This is a genomic window from Terrisporobacter sp. (genome assembly GCF_017888745.1).
Classification (GTDB): Bacteria; Bacillota; Clostridia; order Peptostreptococcales; family Peptostreptococcaceae; genus Terrisporobacter.
The window spans coordinates 1-22309 of the sequence record NZ_JAGHFM010000141.1; the positions used below are offsets into that span (position 1 = coordinate 1).

At 29.9% G+C, this 22309-nt stretch carries 23 protein-coding genes; all 23 read left to right on the top strand.

Annotated elements, in window-relative coordinates; all coding sequences use genetic code 11:
- On the top strand, nt 1-2248 hold a 2248-nt coding region (gene spoIIE / locus J7G74_RS06740; RefSeq protein ID WP_297133390.1), incomplete at its 5' end, for a stage II sporulation protein E.
- A gap of 262 nt (nt 2249-2510) precedes the next feature.
- A complete protein-coding gene (gene pepF / locus J7G74_RS06745; protein WP_297133391.1) occupies nt 2511-4385 on the top strand; it encodes an oligoendopeptidase F in 1875 nt (624 codons plus the stop codon).
- A gap of 118 nt (nt 4386-4503) precedes the next feature.
- The gene (gene galU, locus J7G74_RS06750; RefSeq protein WP_297133392.1) at nt 4504-5388 is read left to right on the top strand and encodes a UTP--glucose-1-phosphate uridylyltransferase GalU; all 885 of its coding nucleotides are present in this window, start codon (nt 4504-4506) and stop codon (nt 5386-5388) included.
- A 309-nt stretch (nt 5389-5697) separates the two neighbouring features.
- Nucleotides 5698-6699, top strand: coding sequence for a class II fructose-bisphosphatase (glpX, locus tag J7G74_RS06755; protein ID WP_297133393.1), 1002 nt, complete (start codon nt 5698-5700; stop codon nt 6697-6699).
- A 234-nt stretch (nt 6700-6933) separates the two neighbouring features.
- Nucleotides 6934-8577: a transcription termination factor Rho gene (rho, locus tag J7G74_RS06760; protein ID WP_297133394.1), complete on the top strand. Its 1644-nt coding sequence runs from the start codon at nt 6934-6936 to the stop codon at nt 8575-8577.
- 141 nt (nt 8578-8718) lie between these two features.
- Entirely contained in the window at nt 8719-8919 is a 201-nt protein-coding gene (gene rpmE / locus J7G74_RS06765; RefSeq protein WP_187295001.1) for a 50S ribosomal protein L31, read from the top strand.
- A gap of 124 nt (nt 8920-9043) precedes the next feature.
- A complete protein-coding gene (locus J7G74_RS06770; RefSeq protein WP_297133395.1) occupies nt 9044-9616 on the top strand; it encodes a thymidine kinase in 573 nt (190 codons plus the stop codon).
- 98 nt (nt 9617-9714) lie between these two features.
- On the top strand, nt 9715-10611 hold the full coding sequence (locus tag J7G74_RS06775; protein WP_297133396.1) for a DUF1385 domain-containing protein: 897 nt from the start codon (nt 9715-9717) through the stop codon (nt 10609-10611).
- A 20-nt stretch (nt 10612-10631) separates the two neighbouring features.
- The gene (gene prmC, locus J7G74_RS06780; RefSeq protein ID WP_297133397.1) at nt 10632-11480 is read left to right on the top strand and encodes a peptide chain release factor N(5)-glutamine methyltransferase; all 849 of its coding nucleotides are present in this window, start codon (nt 10632-10634) and stop codon (nt 11478-11480) included.
- A 43-nt stretch (nt 11481-11523) separates the two neighbouring features.
- Entirely contained in the window at nt 11524-12588 is a 1065-nt protein-coding gene (gene prfA / locus J7G74_RS06785; protein ID WP_297133398.1) for a peptide chain release factor 1, read from the top strand.
- A gap of 92 nt (nt 12589-12680) precedes the next feature.
- Complete coding sequence (locus J7G74_RS06790; protein WP_297133399.1) at nt 12681-13361, top strand: ZIP family metal transporter; 681 nt, start codon at nt 12681-12683, stop codon at nt 13359-13361.
- A gap of 24 nt (nt 13362-13385) precedes the next feature.
- Nucleotides 13386-14423 (top strand): L-threonylcarbamoyladenylate synthase, encoded by a 1038-nt coding sequence (locus J7G74_RS06795; protein ID WP_297133400.1) that lies wholly within the window; start codon nt 13386-13388, stop codon nt 14421-14423.
- Nucleotides 14424-14696: 273 nt separating this feature from the next.
- A complete protein-coding gene (rpiB, locus tag J7G74_RS06800) occupies nt 14697-15149 on the top strand; it encodes a ribose 5-phosphate isomerase B (RefSeq protein WP_297133402.1) in 453 nt (150 codons plus the stop codon).
- 15 nt (nt 15150-15164) lie between these two features.
- A complete protein-coding gene (gene upp, locus J7G74_RS06805) occupies nt 15165-15794 on the top strand; it encodes a uracil phosphoribosyltransferase (RefSeq protein WP_297133404.1) in 630 nt (209 codons plus the stop codon).
- 88 nt (nt 15795-15882) lie between these two features.
- Nucleotides 15883-16113, top strand: coding sequence for an AtpZ/AtpI family protein (locus tag J7G74_RS06810; RefSeq protein WP_297133405.1), 231 nt, complete (start codon nt 15883-15885; stop codon nt 16111-16113).
- 6 nt (nt 16114-16119) lie between these two features.
- Nucleotides 16120-16509, top strand: coding sequence for an ATP synthase subunit I (locus J7G74_RS06815; protein ID WP_297133407.1), 390 nt, complete (start codon nt 16120-16122; stop codon nt 16507-16509).
- A gap of 3 nt (nt 16510-16512) precedes the next feature.
- Entirely contained in the window at nt 16513-17220 is a 708-nt protein-coding gene (atpB, locus tag J7G74_RS06820; protein WP_297133408.1) for a F0F1 ATP synthase subunit A, read from the top strand.
- 84 nt (nt 17221-17304) lie between these two features.
- On the top strand, nt 17305-17556 hold the full coding sequence (gene atpE, locus J7G74_RS06825; RefSeq protein WP_297133409.1) for an ATP synthase F0 subunit C: 252 nt from the start codon (nt 17305-17307) through the stop codon (nt 17554-17556).
- A 90-nt stretch (nt 17557-17646) separates the two neighbouring features.
- Entirely contained in the window at nt 17647-18147 is a 501-nt protein-coding gene (gene atpF / locus J7G74_RS06830) for a F0F1 ATP synthase subunit B (protein WP_297133411.1), read from the top strand.
- On the top strand, nt 18144-18686 hold the full coding sequence (locus tag J7G74_RS06835) for a F0F1 ATP synthase subunit delta (protein ID WP_297133413.1): 543 nt from the start codon (nt 18144-18146) through the stop codon (nt 18684-18686). Before atpF ends, J7G74_RS06835 begins: the two co-directional genes overlap by 4 nt.
- Before the next feature lie 15 nt (nt 18687-18701).
- Nucleotides 18702-20204, top strand: coding sequence for a F0F1 ATP synthase subunit alpha (atpA, locus tag J7G74_RS06840; RefSeq protein ID WP_297133414.1), 1503 nt, complete (start codon nt 18702-18704; stop codon nt 20202-20204).
- Between the two features lie 27 nt (nt 20205-20231).
- The gene (atpG, locus tag J7G74_RS06845) at nt 20232-21101 is read left to right on the top strand and encodes an ATP synthase F1 subunit gamma (protein WP_187295016.1); all 870 of its coding nucleotides are present in this window, start codon (nt 20232-20234) and stop codon (nt 21099-21101) included.
- Between the two features lie 12 nt (nt 21102-21113).
- Nucleotides 21114-22309, top strand: a 1196-nt coding sequence (atpD, locus tag J7G74_RS06850; RefSeq protein WP_297133416.1) for a F0F1 ATP synthase subunit beta, incomplete at its 3' end; no start/stop codon positions are given.

Below are 22309 nucleotides of genomic sequence, written 5' to 3' on the forward strand. Positions count from 1 at the left end.
ATTTACTATAGTAGATGAAATATCACCTTTTGGTATAGCATTCTTTCTATTTTTTATAAAATTAGATTATTATAAATATCCAGTTTTTTTATCTACTTTATTAGGAATATTGCTATCATTTAATAACGTGTCATCTATAATAAAATACAGCATATGTTTAGTCGTTATTTTATTTATTGGTAATAATTTAAAGAAAAATGACTCTATATTAAAGATAAGTCTTATTGGAGCTCTAGTAATCTTACCAATATCTTTAGGACAAGCAGTTTATAGTTATAAAAATATATATGACTTTGTAGTTGTGTTTATGGAATTTGTAGTAACTGCTATATCTGCTTATATATTTTCTTTTGGAACAAAGTTTTTACTTAATAGTAAAAATAAGATGTGTATAAATCCAGAGGAAATTATATCCTTAGGTTTGATTATTTCATTCAGTGTTATAGGAATAGGTAATATAGGTATATTTGGCATATCACTTAGAGGCATACTAGCCACTATATTAATACTTATAGCATCTATATTAGGAGGCTCAACTTTAGGGGCTACATGTGGTGTAATAGTTGGTATAGGATTTATGATAACTAATATAACATCAGCTATATATATGGGAGTATATTCTTTTGCAGGTCTTGTATCAGGTGCATTTAACAAACTAAACAAGTATATTTCTATATTGGCTTATTTGTTAAGTTGGATTATTATATATTCTTATACATCAGGTATAACTTCTAATATTACACAAATAATTGATATAACAGTAGGATGCTTAATTGTATCTATAATACCTAAAACCTTTTTTAATAGATTAGAAAAGTTAATTAAGAGTAATGTGTATTCAAATGAAGCTGTATATGAATATATAACAAGAAGTAAGAATATTACTAATACCAAGTTGATGAATATACAAAGGGTATATGGTGAATTAGCAAATACATTTGACAAAATAAGAGAAAGAGATAAAGTAATAGATCAAAGAGATATAGCCACAATAATAGATCAGATACATAGTGATGAATGTCAATATTGTAGTATGCAACGAATCTGTTGGGAGTCAAAATTTAATTATACTTATAATTTGATATATGAGATGATTGAAAAAATTGAAGATGGTGAAATTAGTACTAGGGATATTCCGGAAAAATTTAGAAAAGAGTGTATGAATCCAGAAATCATTGTGAGAATAGCTAATTATTATTATAAACTATATGCACTTGACTATGATTGGAATAACAAACTATGCGAAAGCAGACAATTAATATCAAAGCAAATTAGAGACATATCAAAATCAATAGAAGAAATATCAAAAGATTTAAATAAAGATATTTTATTGGATTTAGAAAAGGAAAAAGAAATAATAAATGAACTCCAAAGACATAGCATAATTGTAGATAAAGTTAATTATGTCCAAGAAGGTAATGAGGATTTTAAAATAACTATTGAAATGAAAAATTGTAGAGATGGGTGCTTATGTGATGATAAATTATTAAAAGTAATTTCTGATTTTGTAGGGGAATCCTTAGATATACAGAAGATCGGGTGTCATTGTTTAGGAGAAAACTGTAAGGTTACTCTTACGAAAGCTGAAAAATACAGGGTGGTCACAGAAGTAGCATCTATGTCTAGGGATGGTCATATATTCTCAGGTGATAATTATACTTTTATGGAAATACATGATGGAAAATATATGATGGCCATAAGTGATGGAATGGGAAAAGGTAAAAAAGCTTATGATGAATCATCTGTTACTATTGATATATTAGAAAATATGATGGAAGCTAAAATTGATAAAGAAATAGTTATAAATACTATTAATAATATGCTTCTATTAAAATCATCAGAGGAAATATTCTCTACATTAGATTTGGGAATTATAGATTTGAAAAAAGGAAGACTTGAGACTGTTAAAATGGGAGCATGTGCAACATATATAAGTAGAGAAAATAAGGATGTGGATTTAATTTCTTCGTCATCTTTACCTATTGGAATTTTATCAGATATAAATCTAGATAGACACAATGTGAAAATAAAAAACGGAGACTATATAATTATGGTGTCTGACGGAATTGTTGATGCAGGAAAAAATAATAATTTCGGTGAAAATTGGTTAATATATTTCTTAAAGAAACTGACTACAACTAATCCAAAAGAAATTGCAAATCAAATATTAGATAGAGCGTTAGAGCTTCAACTTGGAGAGGTTGATGATGATATGACTGTACTAGTAACTAAAGTTATTAGTAATTAATATAGATATATCAACAAAATAATATAAAATCTATCAAAATTTGTTGATAAGATTGTAAAAAATGTTGATAATTAGAAATAATATGATGAACATATAAAATTAAATTTACATGTATATGCTGAAAATACTAAATTTTATTGGTTGTTGATATGTTGATAAGTGTGTGGATAACTGTGGATTAACTACAGAGTACAAAATTGAATAATATGTAAAAAATAAGCCATCCTAATATTAAGTAACTTTGATGAAAGGATGGCTTTTTATGAGCGGAAAGTTATTAAAAATTTTAATTGTAATTATATTAGTTTTTTCTACTGTTATAATAAAGCAAAGTATTGTAACTGATAACCATAACACTGTATTTGCACAAGATGAAGATAATCAAAAAAAAGAAGAAAAAGAAATTGATTATACTAAATATTGCTGGAATTTATATTCTCTTTATAAAAGTGATGACTTGTGGAAAAAAGATTTAAAAAAATTTAATAATGATATAAAAGAATTAGAAAACTATGTTGGTAAAATAACAAAATCTAAAACACATTTATCTTTTGGATTAGGAATTAAAGAAAAATTAGATATAAGACTAAACTCATTATCTGCTTATACAAAATTAAAAAAAGATTTAAATAAAAATTCTTATGAATATCTAAATATGAACGAGGAAATAAAGAAAACTTATTCAAGGTATGCAAAAATTACATCTCAATTAGAACTAGAAATACTTAAGTTATCAAATAAGCAATGTGAAAAATATTTATCTGATAAAAAAATTAATGATAAATATGGAATGTATATAAAGGAAATTAGAAGAAATAAAGATCATTATCTAGATGATAGAAGTGAGCAAATATTATCTAATTTATCGTCTATAAATGAATTGCCAAGTAATGTATATGAATTGTTCAAGAATATGGACAAAAGGTCTAATCTAACGCCATCTGAATATGAAACGAAGATACAATCTTATGATAGGCAAGAAAGAAAAGATGCTTATAAAGACGAATTTTTGCCTTATAATAATAATATAAATACTTTAGCAGGTCTTTTACAAGGTCAAGTCAGTAAGAATGCATTTTATTCTAATATAAGAAATTATGACTCGTCTTTACAAATGTATTTAGATTCAGATAATATAGACACAAAAGTTTATAAAAGTTTAATAAAAACTGTAAGTGATAATACGGATAGCTTACATAAGTATATAAGTTTGAGGAAAAAAGTTTTGAACTTAGATAAGGTTTGTTATTATGATATGTTTGTCCCTATAGTAGAAGAAGCTGAAGATGTTATATCTTATGATAAAGCTCAATCTATGGTTTATTCAGCATTAGCTCCTTTGGGGGATGTATATGGAAGCATAGTATATAAGGCATTTAATGAAAGGTGGATAGATGTTTATTCAAATGATAATAAGGTAAGTGGAGGATACTGCTTATCTGTTTATGATGATCACCCTTACATATTGTTAAACTACAATAGTTCAGTAGGAGGGGTATCTACTCTTATTCATGAGTTAGGACATGGAGTATATGAATATTTAAGCTCTAAGAATCAATATTTTTATAATTCGTCTCCATCTATATTTACACATGAAGTTGCCTCAACTACTAATGAGGTATTACTTTATGAAAATTTAATAAAAAATGCTCAAGATAAAGAACAAAAAGCTTACTATATTAGCATGTATCTAGATTTTATAAAAAATACTTTATATACTCAGACTATGTATGCTGAATTTGAAAACTATATACATGAAGCTTTTGAAGATGGAAATCAAATAAATGCTTTAGTGCTAAATGATAAATGGTCACAACTACTTAAAAAGTATTATGGACAAGACTTTGAGGTAGATCAGCTTTCAATGGTTGGATGGGCAAGAATACCCCATTTTTATAATAGTTTTTATGTTTATAAATATGCAACTGGATGTTGTAGTGCAGTGAGTTGTGCACAAGACATATTAGAAAATGGGCCAGAGAATTATCTACATTTTCTTAAAAAAGGGGGATCAGATTATCCTTTAGAATTATTAAAAGAAAATAATATAGATTTAACTAATAAGAAACCAATTATAAAAACTATTAAAAAATTTGATCAATTAGTTTCTGAACTAGAGAAAATACTAGAAGAATAATTAAATTGTCCATATATAATAATCATAGAAAAAATATATTCAAGGTGATAAAATAAGACTGTAAAGTTAGATATTGTATAAAAATTTTATACTTAATATAATCGGAGGGATATTAATTATGGAAAGGAAAATAAGAAAGGCAGTAATACCTGCCGCTGGATTAGGGACGAGGTTTTTACCAGCAACAAAGGCTCAGCCGAAGGAAATGTTACCAATAGTTGATAAACCGACTTTACAATATATAATAGAAGAGGCTGTTGACTCAGGAATTGAGGAGATATTAATAATAACAGGTAAAAATAAGAAGTCTATAGAAGATCATTTTGACAAGTCGGTAGAGTTAGAGTTGGAACTTGAGCAAAAGGGAAAGAATGACTTGTTAGAGATAGTAAGGGATATATCTAAAATGATAAATATTTACTATATTAGGCAAAAAGAACCTAGGGGACTTGGTGATGCAATTTATTGTGCAAGGAGCTTCATAGGCGATGAGCCATTCGCTGTAATGCTTGGTGACGATATAGTGGATAATGATGTTCCTTGTTTAAAACAGCTTATGGATGCTTATGAAGAATATAGAACTACTATATTAGGTGTTCAAGAAGTTGAAAAAGAAAATACTAATAAGTATGGTATAATAAAAGCTAAGCATATAGAAAATAGAGTTTACAAGGTTAAGGATCTAGTAGAAAAGCCAGATGTAGATAAGGCGCCTTCTAATATAGCTATCTTAGGTAGGTATATAATTACGCCGGAGATATTTGATATATTAGAAGATTTACCAGCAGGTAAAGGTGGAGAAGTTCAATTAACGGATGCTCTAAAGATGTTATCTAAGAAGGAAGCTATGTATGCTTATAAATTCCAAGGTAAAAGGTATGATGTAGGAGATAAGTTGGGATTTTTACAAGCTACTGTTGATTTTGCTCTTAAGAGGTATGAATTAAGAGAAGATTTTATGGACTACTTAAAAAAAGTTACCTTTGAAAATGCTGATAAATAATATGTGGTTTTAATTGGAGAGGTGATGGAATTGGCTAAAAGTAAACAACAAAAAATAACAAAAATTGTAGCGATAGGAATAGCTATAATTTTTATATTAACAAGTATTTCAACTGTAATCAGTATGATTGCATGGTCACTATAATAAGAGAAGTTAGTCAAAAGACTAACTTTTTTTGTATTTAATTAAATATGATACTTTGTAATACGATTAAAATGTATTTTAATAAAAATATACTACGTCTATTTACTAATATCTATATGTAATATATAATTTTTTATGTATTATAATGAAGGAGATGGAGAACTAATGGATAGAAATTTAGCACTGGAACTAGTTAGGGTGACTGAAGCAGCTGCTTTAGTATCTTCTCAATTTATGGGAAGGGGAGATAAAGATGGTGCCGATGGTGCTGCTGTAGAAGCGATGAGAAGGGCATTTGAATCTGTAAAGATAAAAGGAGAAGTAGTAATAGGTGAAGGTGAGTTAGATGAAGCGCCTATGCTATACATAGGAGAAAAAGTAGGTTTACAAACTGACGACTGTATGGAAGTAGATATAGCAGTTGACCCACTTGATGGTACTACTCTAATAGCAAAAGGTCTTCCAAATGCAATATCAGTAATAGCAGTAGGTAAAAAAGGATCTTTACTATGTGCACCAGATACGTATATGAAAAAAATTGTAGTTGGACCTAAAGCGAAAGGATGCATAGATTTAGATAAAAGTGTAGAGGAAAATATACTTAGCGTTGCAAAAGCCTTAGGAAAGAAAACAACTCAAATGACTATTATGACTCAAGATAGAGAAAGACATAATTATATAATTGAACCAGCTAGAAAATTAGGTTGCCAGATAAGAATGTTTGGTGATGGAGATGTTGCTGCTGGTATAGCTACTTGTTTTGAAGAAACTGGTGTAGATATACTTATGGGAATCGGTGGAGGACCAGAAGGTGTTATCACTGCAGCAGCTATAAAATGTATGGGTGGAGATATGCAGGCTCAAATCTATCCAATGAGTGAGCAAGAAAGAAACAGATGCCATGAAATGGGACTATCTGATGAAGATATACAAAAGAAATTAATTTTAGAAGACTTAGCTAAAGGTGATGACCTATTTTTTGCAGCTACTGGTATAACAGAAGGTAATTTACTAAAAGGTGTTATTAATATGGGTGATAATAAAGCTAAAACAGAGTCTATAGTTATGAGAGGAAAAACAGGTACAATAAGATTTGTTGATGCTATTCATAATTTAGATAAGAATGAGATATTAGTAGATTTAATTGAAAAGTACAGTATTAGATAGAACAAGATATTTAGGAAGTAGATAAAATTTTGTCTACTTTCTTTTGTTTTAATTGAATAAATTTACAATAAATAGAAAAAATAATAAAAAAGATAGGAACTAGGATTTTTATTTGTTGACCGTTATATTTAATAATGATATTATTATTTTATTAAATTCATATTTGAAAAAATTACTTTTCTTTTACACACCCTTTATTCCCTGTTAGTATAAATTGAATTAAAGCCTTAATTTATGGATGAGGAGGTTCTTTTGAACTTGGAAAATATAGCAATGGAAGAATTGAGTAAAAAAACCTTAGTTGAATTAAAAGAAATAGCTAAGAGTTTGAATATTAAATCAATTACTAAATACAAAAAAAATGAATTAGTAGAATTGATAAGCGATAAATTTAAAGATAGTCAGGCTGAAGGTAATCAAGATATACAAGAAACTAATGATGTTAGTTATGAATTGAAAATCGAACAAAATGTAAATAATAAGAATATAAAGGCTGAAATACAAAATGAGGGAAAACGAAATACAGAGAGTTACACAGAAAGAAATAGACAATTTAATAAATATGGTGATGCGGAAGTTATAAATCAAAATGATAATAAGTTAGATAATAAAGGATATATAAAAACTTATAATAAAGATAATCAAAATAATAATCGTAATTTTAATAATAACAAATCAGGAAGTATGGAAAATAGAAATCAGAGAAATACTAAAGGTAACTATGTGCCAAAGGTTGTTGAAGAATCTAAAATAATTAATGAGTTCAATACTTCAAAAGATGATGAAGTAGTAGGGGTATTAGAAATATTACCCGATGGATTTGGATTTTTAAGAGGTTCTAATTATCAATCTACAGATGAAGATGTATATGTATCACCTTCTCAAATTAGAAGATTCAATATGCAAACAGGTGATAAGGTTAGAGGAATAACGAGACATCCAAAGACAGGTGAAAAATTCAGGGCTCTTTTATTTGTTCAAAAAGTTAATGATGAAAATCCTGAAACTTGTATAAATAGAAAATCATTTGTAAACTTAACTCCTATATATCCAGAGGAAAGATTAACACTAGAAAAAAGTCAAAATGAAATCTCAACAAGACTAATAGATTTAATATCTCCAATAGGAAAAGGACAAAGGGGACTAATTGTTGCACCGCCAAAGGCTGGTAAAACTGTACTTTTAAAAAGTGTAGCCAATAGTATTGCTAAAAATCATCCTAATGTTGAATTGATAGTTTTACTAATAGATGAGAGACCAGAAGAAGTTACGGATATGAGAGAGTCTATAAATGGGGATGTTATATATTCTACATTTGATCAAGTTGCGAGCCACCATGTAAAAGTTGCAGAGATGGTTTTAAATAGAGCTCAAAGATTAGTTGAACATGGTAAAGATGTAGTAATACTTCTAGATAGTATAACAAGACTTGCTAGGGCATATAACTTGACTATATCTCCAACAGGAAGAACTTTATCAGGAGGTTTGGACCCGGGAGCATTACATGGTCCTAAGAAATTCTTTGGTGCAGCTAGGAATATAAGACAAGGTGGTTCATTAACAATACTTGCGACTGCTTTAGTTGAAACTGGTTCAAGAATGGACGATGTAATATTTGAAGAGTTCAAAGGAACTGGTAATATGGAACTACATCTAGATAGAAAACTAGCAGAGAAGAGAATATTCCCAGCAGTAGATATATATAAATCAGGAACAAGAAGAGAAGATTTATTATTAACTGAAGAAGAAAAAGCAGCATTATGGAAGCTAAGAAAAGAAATGAGTAATAACTCTATATTAGAAGTAACAGATAATTTAATTGAAGCCCTAAAGAAAACAAAAAATAATGAAGAGTTTATTAAAATTATAAAAAAATAGCAGAAAGTTTAAATGTGTCAACTAAGAAATATAAAAATGCTTGTACCACTAAAAAACATGTGATATAATAATGTAGTTGAAAATGAAAGATTATAATTAATATAATTAATTTAGAATATAATTGAAAAAGAGGTGACTAGAATGCAAAAAGATATACAACCAAAATACAATGCAATTGAAGTACACTGTGCATGTGGAAATACTTTCATGGCTGGTTCAACTAAGGACGAGATAAAAGTTGAGATATGTTCAGAATGCCATCCTTTCTATACTGGAAAACAAAAGAACATAGAAAAAGGTGGAAGAATCGACAAATTCAAAAAAAGATTCAAAATGGATTAATTATTGTAAAAAAGGGGTTGGTCATCCAACCTCTATTTTATTTTTCTAATTACTAAAAATACATAATTTTAGAATGTTAACAACAGTAATAATATTAGATTAAGCCTTAGGAGGTTCGAAAAGTATGTATAGACCAATAAACCATGGTTATATTGAAGTAGTAGTTGGACCTATGTATAGTGGAAAGAGTGAAGAATTAATAAGAAGATTAAAAAGAGCAAAGATTGCAAAACAAAATATAATTGTATTTAAACCTCATATAGACGATAGATATAGTAAAAATGATGTTGTATCTCATAGCGGGGATAGCATAAACGCTATTGCCATAGAGAAAGCTTCTGACATATATGATTTAATAGATGATAGTATACAAGTTGTTGGGATAGATGAGGTGCAATTCTTTGATAAAGATATAATAGATATAGCAGTTGACTTAGCTAATAAAGGTATAAGAGTTATAGCTGCTGGTCTTGATATGGATTTTAAAGGAGAACCTTTTGGTCCTACACCAGAGCTTTTAGCAGTTGCTGAATTTGTTGATAAAATTCAGGCGATTTGTTCTGTATGTGGACAACCTGCAACAAGATCACAAAGATTAATAGATGGACAACCAGCAAAATATGATGATCCTATTATACAAGTAGGAGCTGTAGAAAGTTATGAAGCTAGATGTAGAAAATGTCATGTGGTGAAGTAAAGAAATAACCCCCTTAAAAGTATAATATGATACTATAAGGGGAATTTTTATATTATAATAGTTTTAGTATTTTAAAAATTGTTATGAGGAGTAGAAATATGAAAAAACAATCTGTTGGTGGGCAAGCTATAATTGAAGGTATAATGATGCAATCCAGTAATTACAGAGCTATAGCTGTTAGGAAGAGCAATGGAGAAATAGAGCTGAAAAAAGAAAAAATAAAAAGTTGGGTAAAAGATAAAAAAATAGATAAAATACCTTTTTTAAGAGGTTCATTTATTTTAATAGAAACTATGATACAAGGAATGAAAAGTCTAAACTACTCATCAGAATTTTTCTTAGAAGAAGACGAAGATGATGAGGATATGATTGATAGACTAATGAAAAAAATATTCAAAGATAGAGCTAATGATGCCATTATGCTAGTGTCTTTTATATTAGCTATGTTTTTATCTATCGTACTATTTATCTTAATACCTACTACGTTATGTGGATTGTTTTCATCAGTAATAAAAAATAATATAGTATTAAATTTAATAGAAGGTTTGATAAGGATAACTATATTAATTCTATATATGTTATTAATATCTAGGAATCAAGATATTAAGAGAACTTTCATGTATCATGGTGCAGAGCATAAAACTATTTATTGTTATGAGAATGATTTAGAGTTAACAGTAGAAAATGTTAGGCAGTTTACTACACTGCATCCTAGATGCGGTACAAATTTTTTATTTATTGTTATGGCTACATCGATAATACTATTTTCTTTCTTTGGATGGCCAAATATTTTGTTAAGGGTAGTGATGAGGATATTATGCATACCAATAGTTGCTGGCATATCTTATGAAATAATAAAATTTCTTGGGAAATATGATAATATATTAAGTAAAATTGTTGCATATCCTGGTATGATGTTACAGCGTATTACTACAAAGGAACCTGATGATGCACAAATTGAAGTGGCAATAAAAGCATTAAAAGCTGTAATTTAATATAAATAAGGGAGAAACTTATGACTATTAGAGAAATACTGTTAAAATATTCAAAAGAACTTGAAGAAATAAGCAGCACACCAAGGCTAGATGTAGAAATTTTGTTACAGAAAGCTTTAGGTGATGTAGATAGATTATATATACATTTAAATTTAGAAAAGTCTTTAAGTGATGAAGAAGAAAATTTATTTTTAAAATTTATAAATGAAAGATTAAATAATAGACCTATAGCATATATTGTTGGAAACCGTGAGTTTATGGGATTGGACTTTTATGTTCAAGAAGGTGTATTAATCCCTAGACCAGATACAGAAATTTTAGTAGAAGAAGTTATTGAAATAGGGAATAATAAAGGTAAAATTGAAATTTTAGATATAGGAACGGGATCTGGAGCTATAACAATTAGTTTAGCAAAATACTTAGATAATGCCAATTTAACTTCTGTTGATATATCAGAAATAGCTTTGGAAATAGGAAAGAAAAATGCTGTATCTAATGATGTTGATAATAAAATTAAATTTGTAAAATCAAATCTATTTTCAGAAATAGAAATTGATAAAAAATTCGATATAATAGTTTCTAACCCACCTTATATACCAAGAAAAGTTGTAGAGACATTGGATAAGCAGGTTAAAGATTTTGAACCATACACAGCGTTAGAAGGTGGTGAAGATGGTTTAGACTTTTATAGGGAAATAACTAAACAAGCAAAATCATACTTAAAAGAAAATGGGGTTCTAGCTTATGAGGTAGGGCATGACCAAGGCGAAGATGTAAGTAAGTTAATGGAGATAAATGGATATACTAATATATATACAAAGAAAGACTTACAAGGAATTGACAGAGTTGTTATAGGAAATATTTTGTGATATAATAAAACGATGAGATTGTACGAAAAAAGAGGTGAAAAGTGTGTTAGACAAGCTACAGGTTTTAGAAGATAAATATCAAGATTTAACAGAAAAAATCAGTGATATGGAAATAATAAATGATCAAAAACTTTGGCAAAAGTATATGAAAGAACATGCAGATTTAGAACCTATCGTTTTTAAATACAGAGAATATAAAAATGTATTAAATGACCTTAGTGAATCTAAAGCTATTTTAGCAGAAGAATCTGATGAAGAATTAAGAGAATTAGCAAAAATGGAAATAGCTGATTTAGAAGATAAAGTTGAGCCACTAGAAGATGAATTAAAAATTCTTCTACTTCCAAAAGATCCTAATGATGAAAAGAATGTTATCGTTGAAATAAGAGGTGGTGCAGGTGGGGATGAAGCAGCTCTATTTGCAGGAAACTTATTCAGAATGTACTCTAGATATGCAGAGAGAAGAAGATGGAAAATGGAACTTTTAAGCGCTACTGATACTGGAGTTGGAGGATATAAAGAAGTATCTTTCTTAATAAAAGGTAAAGGTGCTTATTCAAGACTTAAGTATGAATCAGGAGTTCATAGAGTTCAAAGAATACCAGCTACAGAATCTGGGGGGAGAATTCATACTTCAACAGCTACAGTAGCTGTTTTACCAGAAGTAGAAGATGTAGAAATAGATATAAATCCAAATGATTTAAGAATAGATGTTTTCCGTTCATCAGGAAATGGTGGTCAGTCTGTTAATACAACTGACTCAGCTGTAAGGATAACTCATATACCTACTGGAGAAGTAGTATCATGTCAGGATGGAAAATCACAGCTAAAAAATAAAGAACAGGCTTTAAAAGTGTTAAAAGCTAGACTTTATGACAAAGCATTAGCAGAACAACAAGGAGAATTAGCGGCAGAAAGAAAGAGTCAGGTTGGTACAGGAGATAGATCTGAAAGAATCAGAACTTATAACTATCCACAGGGTAGAGTAAGTGATCACAGAATAAACTTAACACTTTACAAATTAGAGCAATTCTTAGACGGTGATTTAGATGAGATGATAGATGCTCTTATAACAGAAGATCAAACTAAAAAAATGACTGCAATATAAAATCCCTAAATTTTTAGGGATTTTTTCTATAGTAAGTTAAATATAATTATATATGATATATAAATATTTAAATATGGGGTGAAAATAGAATAATGATATTTAAAGTCACTTTAATAGGACTATTAGCAGGTGTTATGGGAACAGGAATAGGTGGTATATTATCAGATGTATTTAGAAAAAAAGTAGATAAATATATTAATTTTTTTATGGGACTTTCTGGTGGAATAATGCTAGCAGTAGTTGTATTTGATTTAATGAAGGAATCTATGTCATCTATGGGAGTAATGAATACTGTATTATTTACATTTATAGGTGTAATATTAACTATGGTAATAAAAAGTATGTTAGAATTTACAGGAGATATGAAATCAGGGTATTTAATTTTTATTAGTATATTACTACATAATTTACCAGAGGGATTGGCTATAGGCTCATCATTTATATCAGCTAAAGATTTAGGAATTACATTAGCTATTGTTATTGGATTACATAATATACCAGAAGGATTGGCAACTGCTCTCAGTCTTACAGGTGCTAAGGTTCCAATCAAGAAAGTTATATTATTTACATTTATCGCAGGTATACCAATGGGGCTAGGAAGCTTCCTAGGAGTATATTTCGCAGGAATATTCACGTCTTTAATAGGAATATTTTTATCCTTAGCTGCTGGAACAATGTTATATGTTGTGCTAGATGAAATTATACCAAAATCTAAAAGCTTGTATAGTATAATTGGTTTTTTAGTAGGAACAATAATCGTATATCATATATAAGTTCAAAAAGGGAGTGAAAAATTAATGACACTTATAAGTAAAATTGACGAAAATAATATAAATAAAGATGAAATAAAGAAACAGGCTAAAATACTTAGAGCAGGAGATACAGTTATATTTCCAACTGAAACAGTTTATGGATTAGGTGCAAATGCTCTTGATGAAAATGCAGTAAGTAAAATATATGAAGCTAAAGGAAGACCTAGTGATAATCCGCTAATAGTTCATATATATGATAAAAATCAAGTACATAAATTAGCCAAGGATATATCTGATAAGGCTAATTTAGTGATGGATAATTTTTGGCCAGGTCCAATAACTATAATATTAAATAAAAAAGATATAATTCCGGATAGGACAAGTGGAGGTCTAAGTACAGTTGCAATTCGTATGCCATCAAATGCTATAGCGAGAGAATTATTAAGAGAAACTGATTTACCTATAGCTGCTCCATCTGCTAATATATCTGGTCGACCATCTCCAACTAGAGCAAAACATGTTTATGAAGAAATGAATAATAGGGTAGAAGGAATAATTTTAGGAGGAGATTGCACCTTTGGCCTAGAATCTACGGTATTAGATATGACTGGTGATATTCCTACAATATTAAGACCAGGTAGTATAACAAAAGAAGATTTAGAAGGGATAATAGGGACTGTCAATATTGATCCCGCTTTAGAAAGACAAGAGGATAATATAAAAGCTAAGGCACCTGGAATGAAGTATACACATTATTCTCCAAATGCAGAAGTTTTTATAGTATCAGGAGATGAAGAAAAAGTATTTCAAAAGGTTAATGACTTAATAGATAATAATTCTAAACAAGGTTTAAAATCAGCAGTATTATGTATTGATAAAAATAAAGATAAGTACAAAGGTGACACTATTGTACTAGGTCAAAATTTAGAAGAAGTTGCTTCTAATTTATTTGATGCTCTTATAAGCACAGACAAAGAAAAATATGATATAGTATATTCGGAAGAATTTTCTAATGGTGGGTTAGGTAGAGCAATAATGAATAGGTTGCTAAAATCTGCCGGATATAAAATAATAAAAGTATAATAAAGAATGTTAAAAAAATAATAATTGGTAAAAAAACTTTTAGAAGTGAGAATGAATATATTTGAAATTTTAGAAAAAATATATATAAATCTATTGCTATTAAGTTAAAAAAATATTAAAATTATAAAAAAGATTATATATATCTGATAAATATTATTAGAAGATTTTGTCTAATTATACGGATTAGTTAAAAAAAAATCAACTAAAAATATGATGTAATTGAAATGATTATCTCAGGATAATTAATTTATATACCAACAAGGAGTTCTAATTATGAAAATAGGTTTAGGGTGTGACCATGGAGGATACAATTTAAAATTGGAAATCATGCGTTACTTAGAGTCAAAAAATATAGAAGTTGTTGATTATGGTACTAATAATGCAGAAGAATCAGTTGACTATCCTATATTTGGGGAGAAAGTTGCCGATGCAGTTATTTCTAAAGATGTGGATTATGGTATAGTATGCTGTGGTACAGGTATAGGAATATCTTTAGCGGCTAATAAAGTTCCGGGAATAAGATGTGCTGTTGTATCAGATGTGTTTTCAGCAAAAATGTCAAAAGCACATAATAATGCTAACATGTTATCTCTTGGAGAAAGGGTTCTAGGAAGAGGCTTAGCCCTAGAAATAGTAGATGCTTGGATAAATACAGACTTTGAAGGTGACAGACATTCGAGAAGAGTGAATATGATTACTGATATAGAAGACAAGCATAACAAATAGGAGGTATTAATTATAATGAGTAAAGTTACGGTTACGGATCATCCGTTAATACAACACAAATTAACATTAATGAGAGATAAAGAGACAGGATCTAAAGATTTTAGACAACTATTAACAGAAATAACGATGTTAATGGGATATGAAATAACTAAAGATTTACCTTTAGTAGATGTTGAAATAGAAACACCAGTAGCTAAAACAAAATCAAAAGTTATAGCAGGTAAAAAATTAGGTATAGTACCTATATTAAGAGCAGGACTTGGGATGGTTGATGGTCTTATAAACTTAATACCAGCGGCTAAAGTAGGTCATTTAGGATTATATAGAGATCCAGAAACATTACAACCAGTGGAATACTATAGTAAATTCCCTCAAGATATAGAAGAAAGAGAAATGATAATAGTTGATCCAATGCTTGCAACTGGGGGATCAGCAGTAGCTGCCATAGATGTTTTAAAAGCAAATGGAGCGAAAAGTATTAAGTTAGTAAATTTAGTTGCATCTCCAGAAGGAATAGCAGAAGTTCAAAAATATCATAATGATGTTGATATATATGTAGCATCTATAGATGAGAAATTGAATGATCATGGATATATAGTTCCAGGATTAGGAGATGCTGGAGATAGATTATTCGGAACGAAGTAGTAGTTATTGAGGAATCTATTATATTTTAATAGATTCCCTTATATTTACATAAAATAAACAACTTGATTCTAATGAGGATATGGAAGATATGAGTAATAAGAAAAGTACAGGTGCACAAATAGCACAGATGCTTTCATTAATAAGTCAACTTGGGATTATGATGGTTGTTTCTATATTAGGATGTTTTTTTATAGGAAAATTCATAGATGACAAATTTAATACAGGCCCTATCTTTATGCTAATATTTTTAGTATTAGGAGTTGGAGGAGCTTTTATGTCTGTATACAAAACTGTAATTAGATACACAAAAAGGAAGTGATTATTTATGGATATAAAAGTACAACAAGAAGTTAATGAAGTAACTAAGGGAATATCTATTTATGCCATAATTGTAGCAATAATTTTACTAATTGTTACTAAATCTCGTATACAAATGATACTTGGACTTATATTTGGTAGTATAATAGCCATATTAAATTTTAGACTATTGGCGCTTACTATGGAAAAAGTAGTTGATTTTTCACCAGGAAAGGCACAAGCCTATACTGCAAGTAGATATTTAATAAGAATGTTCATTGTAGCAGTAGTTGTATTTGTTTCTGTTAAGAATCCAAATATAAATGTTATAGGAACAGTTTTAGGATTGATAAGTACTCAAATTGTTATATTTGTTAAAAATTTACTTATATCAAAAATTACGAGAAAGGGGGTATAATAGGTGAGAGATATACAATGGATAATTGAGTTTGCTAATGGATTTAAAATTAGTGAAACAGTTGTCACAAGCTGGATTATTATGGCAGTAATAATAATAGCTGCAAAACTATTAACTAGGAACTTAAAACCAGTACCAACAAGTAAATCACAAATTATGTTGGAATACGCTGTTGTAACTCTTAGAAATCTTATAAGAGCTAATATGGGACAAAATGTTGAAAAGAAAATGCCGAATATGGTTCCTTATATTGGTTCATTATTTGTATTTTTTGTATGTTCCAACTTGGTTGGGTTATTAGGTTTTAGGTCGCCGACTGCAGACGTTGATACAACGTTGGCATGGGCATTAGTAACTTGCTTTTTAATTTACTACCAAGGAATGAAATCAAATGGACTTCGATACTGGAAAGGTTTACTAGAACCAGTTCCACTACTATTACCACTTAATATTATAGGTGAGTTTGCAAGACCTATATCATTAACATTCCGTCCATTTGGTAATATATTAGGAGGTACAGTAATAATGGGATTGATTTATAAGTTTTTAGGATATGTATCAACTTTAATTCCTAACATATCAATACCATTTTTACAATTTGTAATACCAGTACCATTACATTTCTACTTCGATTTATTTGCAGGAGTATTACAAGCATTTATATTTATAATGCTTACAATGGTATTCGTATCAGATGCAGCAGGAGAGTAAAAATATATGCATTTAAAATAAATCATATATTTATTATAAACAAATTTATAAAATATAATTTAAATTATTAGGAGGATTAAAATTATGGAATTAGGTCAAGCTATCGCGATAGCAGGTTCTGCAATAGGTGCAGGTATTGCTGTTATAGCAGGTATAGGTACAGGAATAGGACAAGGATACGCAGCTGGTAAAGGTGCAGAAGCAGTTGGAAACCAACCAGAAGCTAAAGGAGATATAATCTCTACAATGTTATTAGGTGCTGCAGTTGCAGAATCTACAGGTATATATGGTCTTGTTATATCTATAATCCTTATTTTCGCAAACCCATGGGTATAATATTAAACATGAATTTATTTATATTAATAGTTAGAGAAGGAACAACTTACTCTAACTATTAATATGTATGATGGAAAGGAGGATTAGTATATGGACGTAAAACCAGTAGTATCATTGTCATATGAGTTACTGTTTCAATTAGTGAATACAGGAATTTTATTCATAGTGTTGAGGGCAATACTGTTCAAACCAGTTTTAAATATCATAGATGCTAGAGAAAAAGCAATACAAGAAGATATAGCTACGGGTGAAAGAGCTAAAAATGAAGGATTAACTCTAAAATCACAATACGAGCAAAAACTTAAAGTTGCTAAGGATGAGGGGCAAGAAATTATTAAACAAGCTACCTTAAGAGCTGAGCAAAAGTCACAAGAAATAATAGCTACTGCTAAAGAAGAAGCAAGTAATATAAAAGACAGAGCTAGTAAAGATATATCACAAGAAAGAGAAAAAGTTATGAATGAACTTAAAAATGATATATCTGGTATAGCTATACTTGCGGCATCTAAAGTAATCGAAAAAGATATTGATCAATCTAAACACGAAGATATGATAAATAAATTTATCGAAGAGGTAGGCGAAGCACAATGATAGATGTAACAGCTAACAGATATGCAGATGCCTTATTTCAACTGAGTGAAGAGGAAAATATCACAGAAAAAATATATAGTGAATTACATGATGTAGTAGATATAGTGAAAAATAATAAAGATTTAGAAAATGTCCTAAAGTCTCCTTTAATATCAAAAATAGAAAAGGTAGAACTAATAGAACAATTATTTTCTAATAAAATAAATAATCACTTAAAAAACTTCTTAAAGATATTAGTTGAAAAAGGAAGAATAAATTCTTTAAAAACTATAGAATTAACATTTAAACAATTATTAAATGATAAAAATAATATAATAGAAGGTACTGTAGTTAGTGCAATACCTATGTCAGATGAAAAAATAAAACAATTAGAAAGTAATCTTTCAAAAAAATATAATAAAAATGTTACTTTAGAGAACAAAGTTGATAAAACTATATTAGGGGGCGTATTAGTAAGATTAGGGAATACTCAAATCGATGGAACTGTAAAAACTCGCCTTGATAATATAAAGGACCAACTTTCTCAAGTAATTTCTTAGGAGGGCGGTGAACCCATGAACTTAAGACCTGAAGAAATAAGTTCTATAATTAAACAACAAATTAAGAATTATGATAATAAAATAGAGATGACTGATACAGGTAGCGTACTAAAAGTAGGTGATGGTATCGCAACAATATATGGACTAGAAAATGTAATGTCTAGTGAACTTTTAGAATTCCCTGGAGAAGTATATGGAATGGCCCTTAACTTAGAAGAAGATGTTGTTGGGGCTGTTATATTTGGTGATGACAGTGGAATTAAAGAAGGAGATATAGTAAAAAGAACAGGAAGAATAGTTGAAGTTCCTGTTGGAGAGGCTTTAATAGGTAGAGTTGTAAGTCCACTTGGTTTACCTATAGATGGTAAAGGACCTATAAACACTAAAAAGACTAGACCAGTTGAAAGTCAAGCACCTGGTATAATGGCAAGAAAATCAGTTTGTGAACCATTACAAACAGGTATAAAAGCTATAGACTCAATGATACCAATAGGTAGAGGGCAAAGAGAGCTTATCATAGGTGATAGACAAACTGGTAAAACTTCTATAGTTATAGATACAATACTAAACCAAAAAGGTAAAGATGTTATATGTATATATGTTGCTATAGGACAAAAACGTTCTACGGTTGCTCAATTAGTTAACACATTAGAACAAGGTGGAGCTATGGATTACACAATAGTTGTATCAGCTACAGCTTCTGAATCTGCGCCACTTCAATACCTTGCACCTTATGCAGGAGCTGCAATGGGTGAAGAATTTATGTTTAATGGAAAACATGTTCTTATAGTATATGATGATTTAAGTAAACAAGCTGTTGCTTATAGAGAAATGTCATTACTACTTAGAAGACCACCAGGTCGTGAAGCTTATCCAGGGGATGTATTCTACCTACATTCAAGATTACTTGAAAGATCAGCTAAGTTATCTGATGAATTGGGTGGAGGATCTATGACTGCACTTCCAATCATAGAAACTCAAGCAGGGGACGTTTCTGCATATATACCAACAAACGTTATATCAATAACTGATGGACAAATATACTTACAACCAGAATTATTCTATTCAGGTGTAAGACCAGCAGTTGACCCTGGTATATCAGTATCAAGGGTTGGTGGTAGTGCCCAAATAAAATCAATGAAAAAAGTCGCAGGTACATTAAAACTTGCTTATTCACAATATAGAGAACTTGCATCATTCTCTCAATTTGGATCTGACTTAGATGAAGATACTAAGAAGAGACTTGCTCAAGGGGAAAGAATAGTTGAAGTTTTAAAACAAGATGAAACTGACCCTATAGCAGTTCAAAACCAAGTTATGATAATATTTGCTGTTATAAATAACTTCTTAGAAGATATACCAGTAAATAATGTTAAGAGATTTGAAAAAGAATTATATAGATTTGTAGATGAGAATTACCCAGAAATATCTAACAAGATATTAGCAGGAGAAGACTTCTCTTCTGATTTAACAAACGCAATAGTAGAATTCAAGAAAAAGTTTGTTATTGAAGCGTAATCCTTTTTAACAAAGGAGGTAAATTAATTGGCAGGAGCTGGAATTAAAGAGATTAAGACGCGTATTAACAGTGTTAATAGTACAAAGCAGGTTACTAAAGCTATGGAACTTGTTGCTTCTTCAAAAATGAGAAAGGCAAAAGATAGAGCTTTAGCTGCCAGACCGTACTTTGGAACAATGTATGATACAGTGAAAGATATAGCTACAAATACTCGTGGCGTGAGAAATGTATTTTTAAAACAAAGAGAAGTAAAAAATAAATGTTATATTGTTGTTGCTGGAGATAGAGGATTAGCAGGAGGATATAACTCAAATATACTTAAATTGACTCTTAGTCATATGGATGGAAAAAAAGAAAAAGTTATGACTATAGGGAAAAAATCTACGGAATTTTTCCAAAAAAGAGGTTATGATATATTAAAATCAGCTGAAAGTGTTGAGAAATGTGACTATGATGAAACATTAGCTTTCGCTCAGGAAGCTATGGATTTATATAAAAAAGGTGAAATAGATGAAGTATATATGGTATATACAGAATTTGTATCTCCTTTGACTCAAAGTCCAAAATTATTAAAAGTGCTACCTTTAGCATTCGAAAAAGAAGAAAATAAGGAAACAAAAGAGCAAGTTGCAAAAGGAGCTAGAGTTCAATACTTACCATCAGCAGAAGTTGTTTTAGGTCATATAATACCTAAATATGTATCTGGAATAGTTTATGATGGAGTTATAGAATCTTTCGCATCTGAACAAGCTGCAAGAAGAACGGCAATGAGTTCAGCAACTGATAATGCAGACGAGATGCTATCTAATTTAGAGTTAAGTTACAATAGGGCAAGACAATCAGCAGTAACTCAAGAAATAACAGAGATAGTAGGCGGAGTAGAAGCTCTAAAATAAGGAGGTTAGGAAATGGCCAACGTAGGGAAAATAGTACAAATCGTAGGTGTTGTACTAGATGTTAAGTTTGATAATGAAAATAGCCTACCTAACTTATTAAACGCATTAGTTATAAAGTTAGGAGATCAAGAAATAGTTGCTGAAGTTGCACAACATATAGGTGATGATACAGTTAGATGTATATCAATGAGTGCTACAGATGGACTAGTTAGAGGAATGGAAGCAGTAGATACAGGAAGACCAATAAGTGTTCCTGTTGGAGATGCTACATTAGGAAGAATATTCAATGTTCTTGGAGAACCTGTTGATGAAAAACCTGTTCCAAAAGATGCACCAGAGTTACCGATACATAGACAAGCGCCAGAGTATAATGAAATAGGAAATAATGCAGAAATACTAGAAACTGGTATAAAAGTAGTTGACCTATTAGCACCATACTTAAAAGGTGGAAAGATTGGTCTATTTGGTGGTGCCGGGGTTGGAAAAACAGTTCTTATCCAAGAGCTTATAAACAATATAGCTAAACAACACGGTGGTATATCAGTATTCGCTGGTGTTGGGGAAAGAACAAGAGAAGGTAATGACCTTTATCATGAAATGAAAGATTCTGGAGTTTTAAATAAAACGGCTCTAGTATTTGGACAAATGAATGAGCCACCAGGAGCTAGAATGAGGGTTGCCCTATCTGGACTTACTATGGCTGAGTATTTCAGAGATGAGCAAAACCAAGATGTTCTTTTATTCGTTGATAATATATTCCGTTTCACACAAGCAGGTTCAGAAGTTTCAGCACTTCTTGGACGTATGCCTTCAGCAGTTGGATACCAACCAACACTTGCTACTGAAATGGGTAACTTACAAGAAAGAATAACATCAACTAAGAGAGGATCTATAACATCTGTTCAAGCTGTTTATGTACCTGCGGATGACTTAACTGACCCAGCGCCAGCTACAACATTCACACACTTAGATGCAAAAACAGTTTTATCTAGACAAATAGCATCTCTAGGTATATATCCTGCAGTTGATCCACTTGAATCAACTTCAAGAGTGTTAGACCCTAAAATAGTTGGTGAAGAACATTATGCAGTAGCTAGAGGAGTACAATCTATACTTCAAAGATATAAAGAATTACAAGATATAATCGCTATACTTGGTATGGATGAATTATCTGATGAAGATAAGGTAATAGTTGCTCGTGCTAGAAA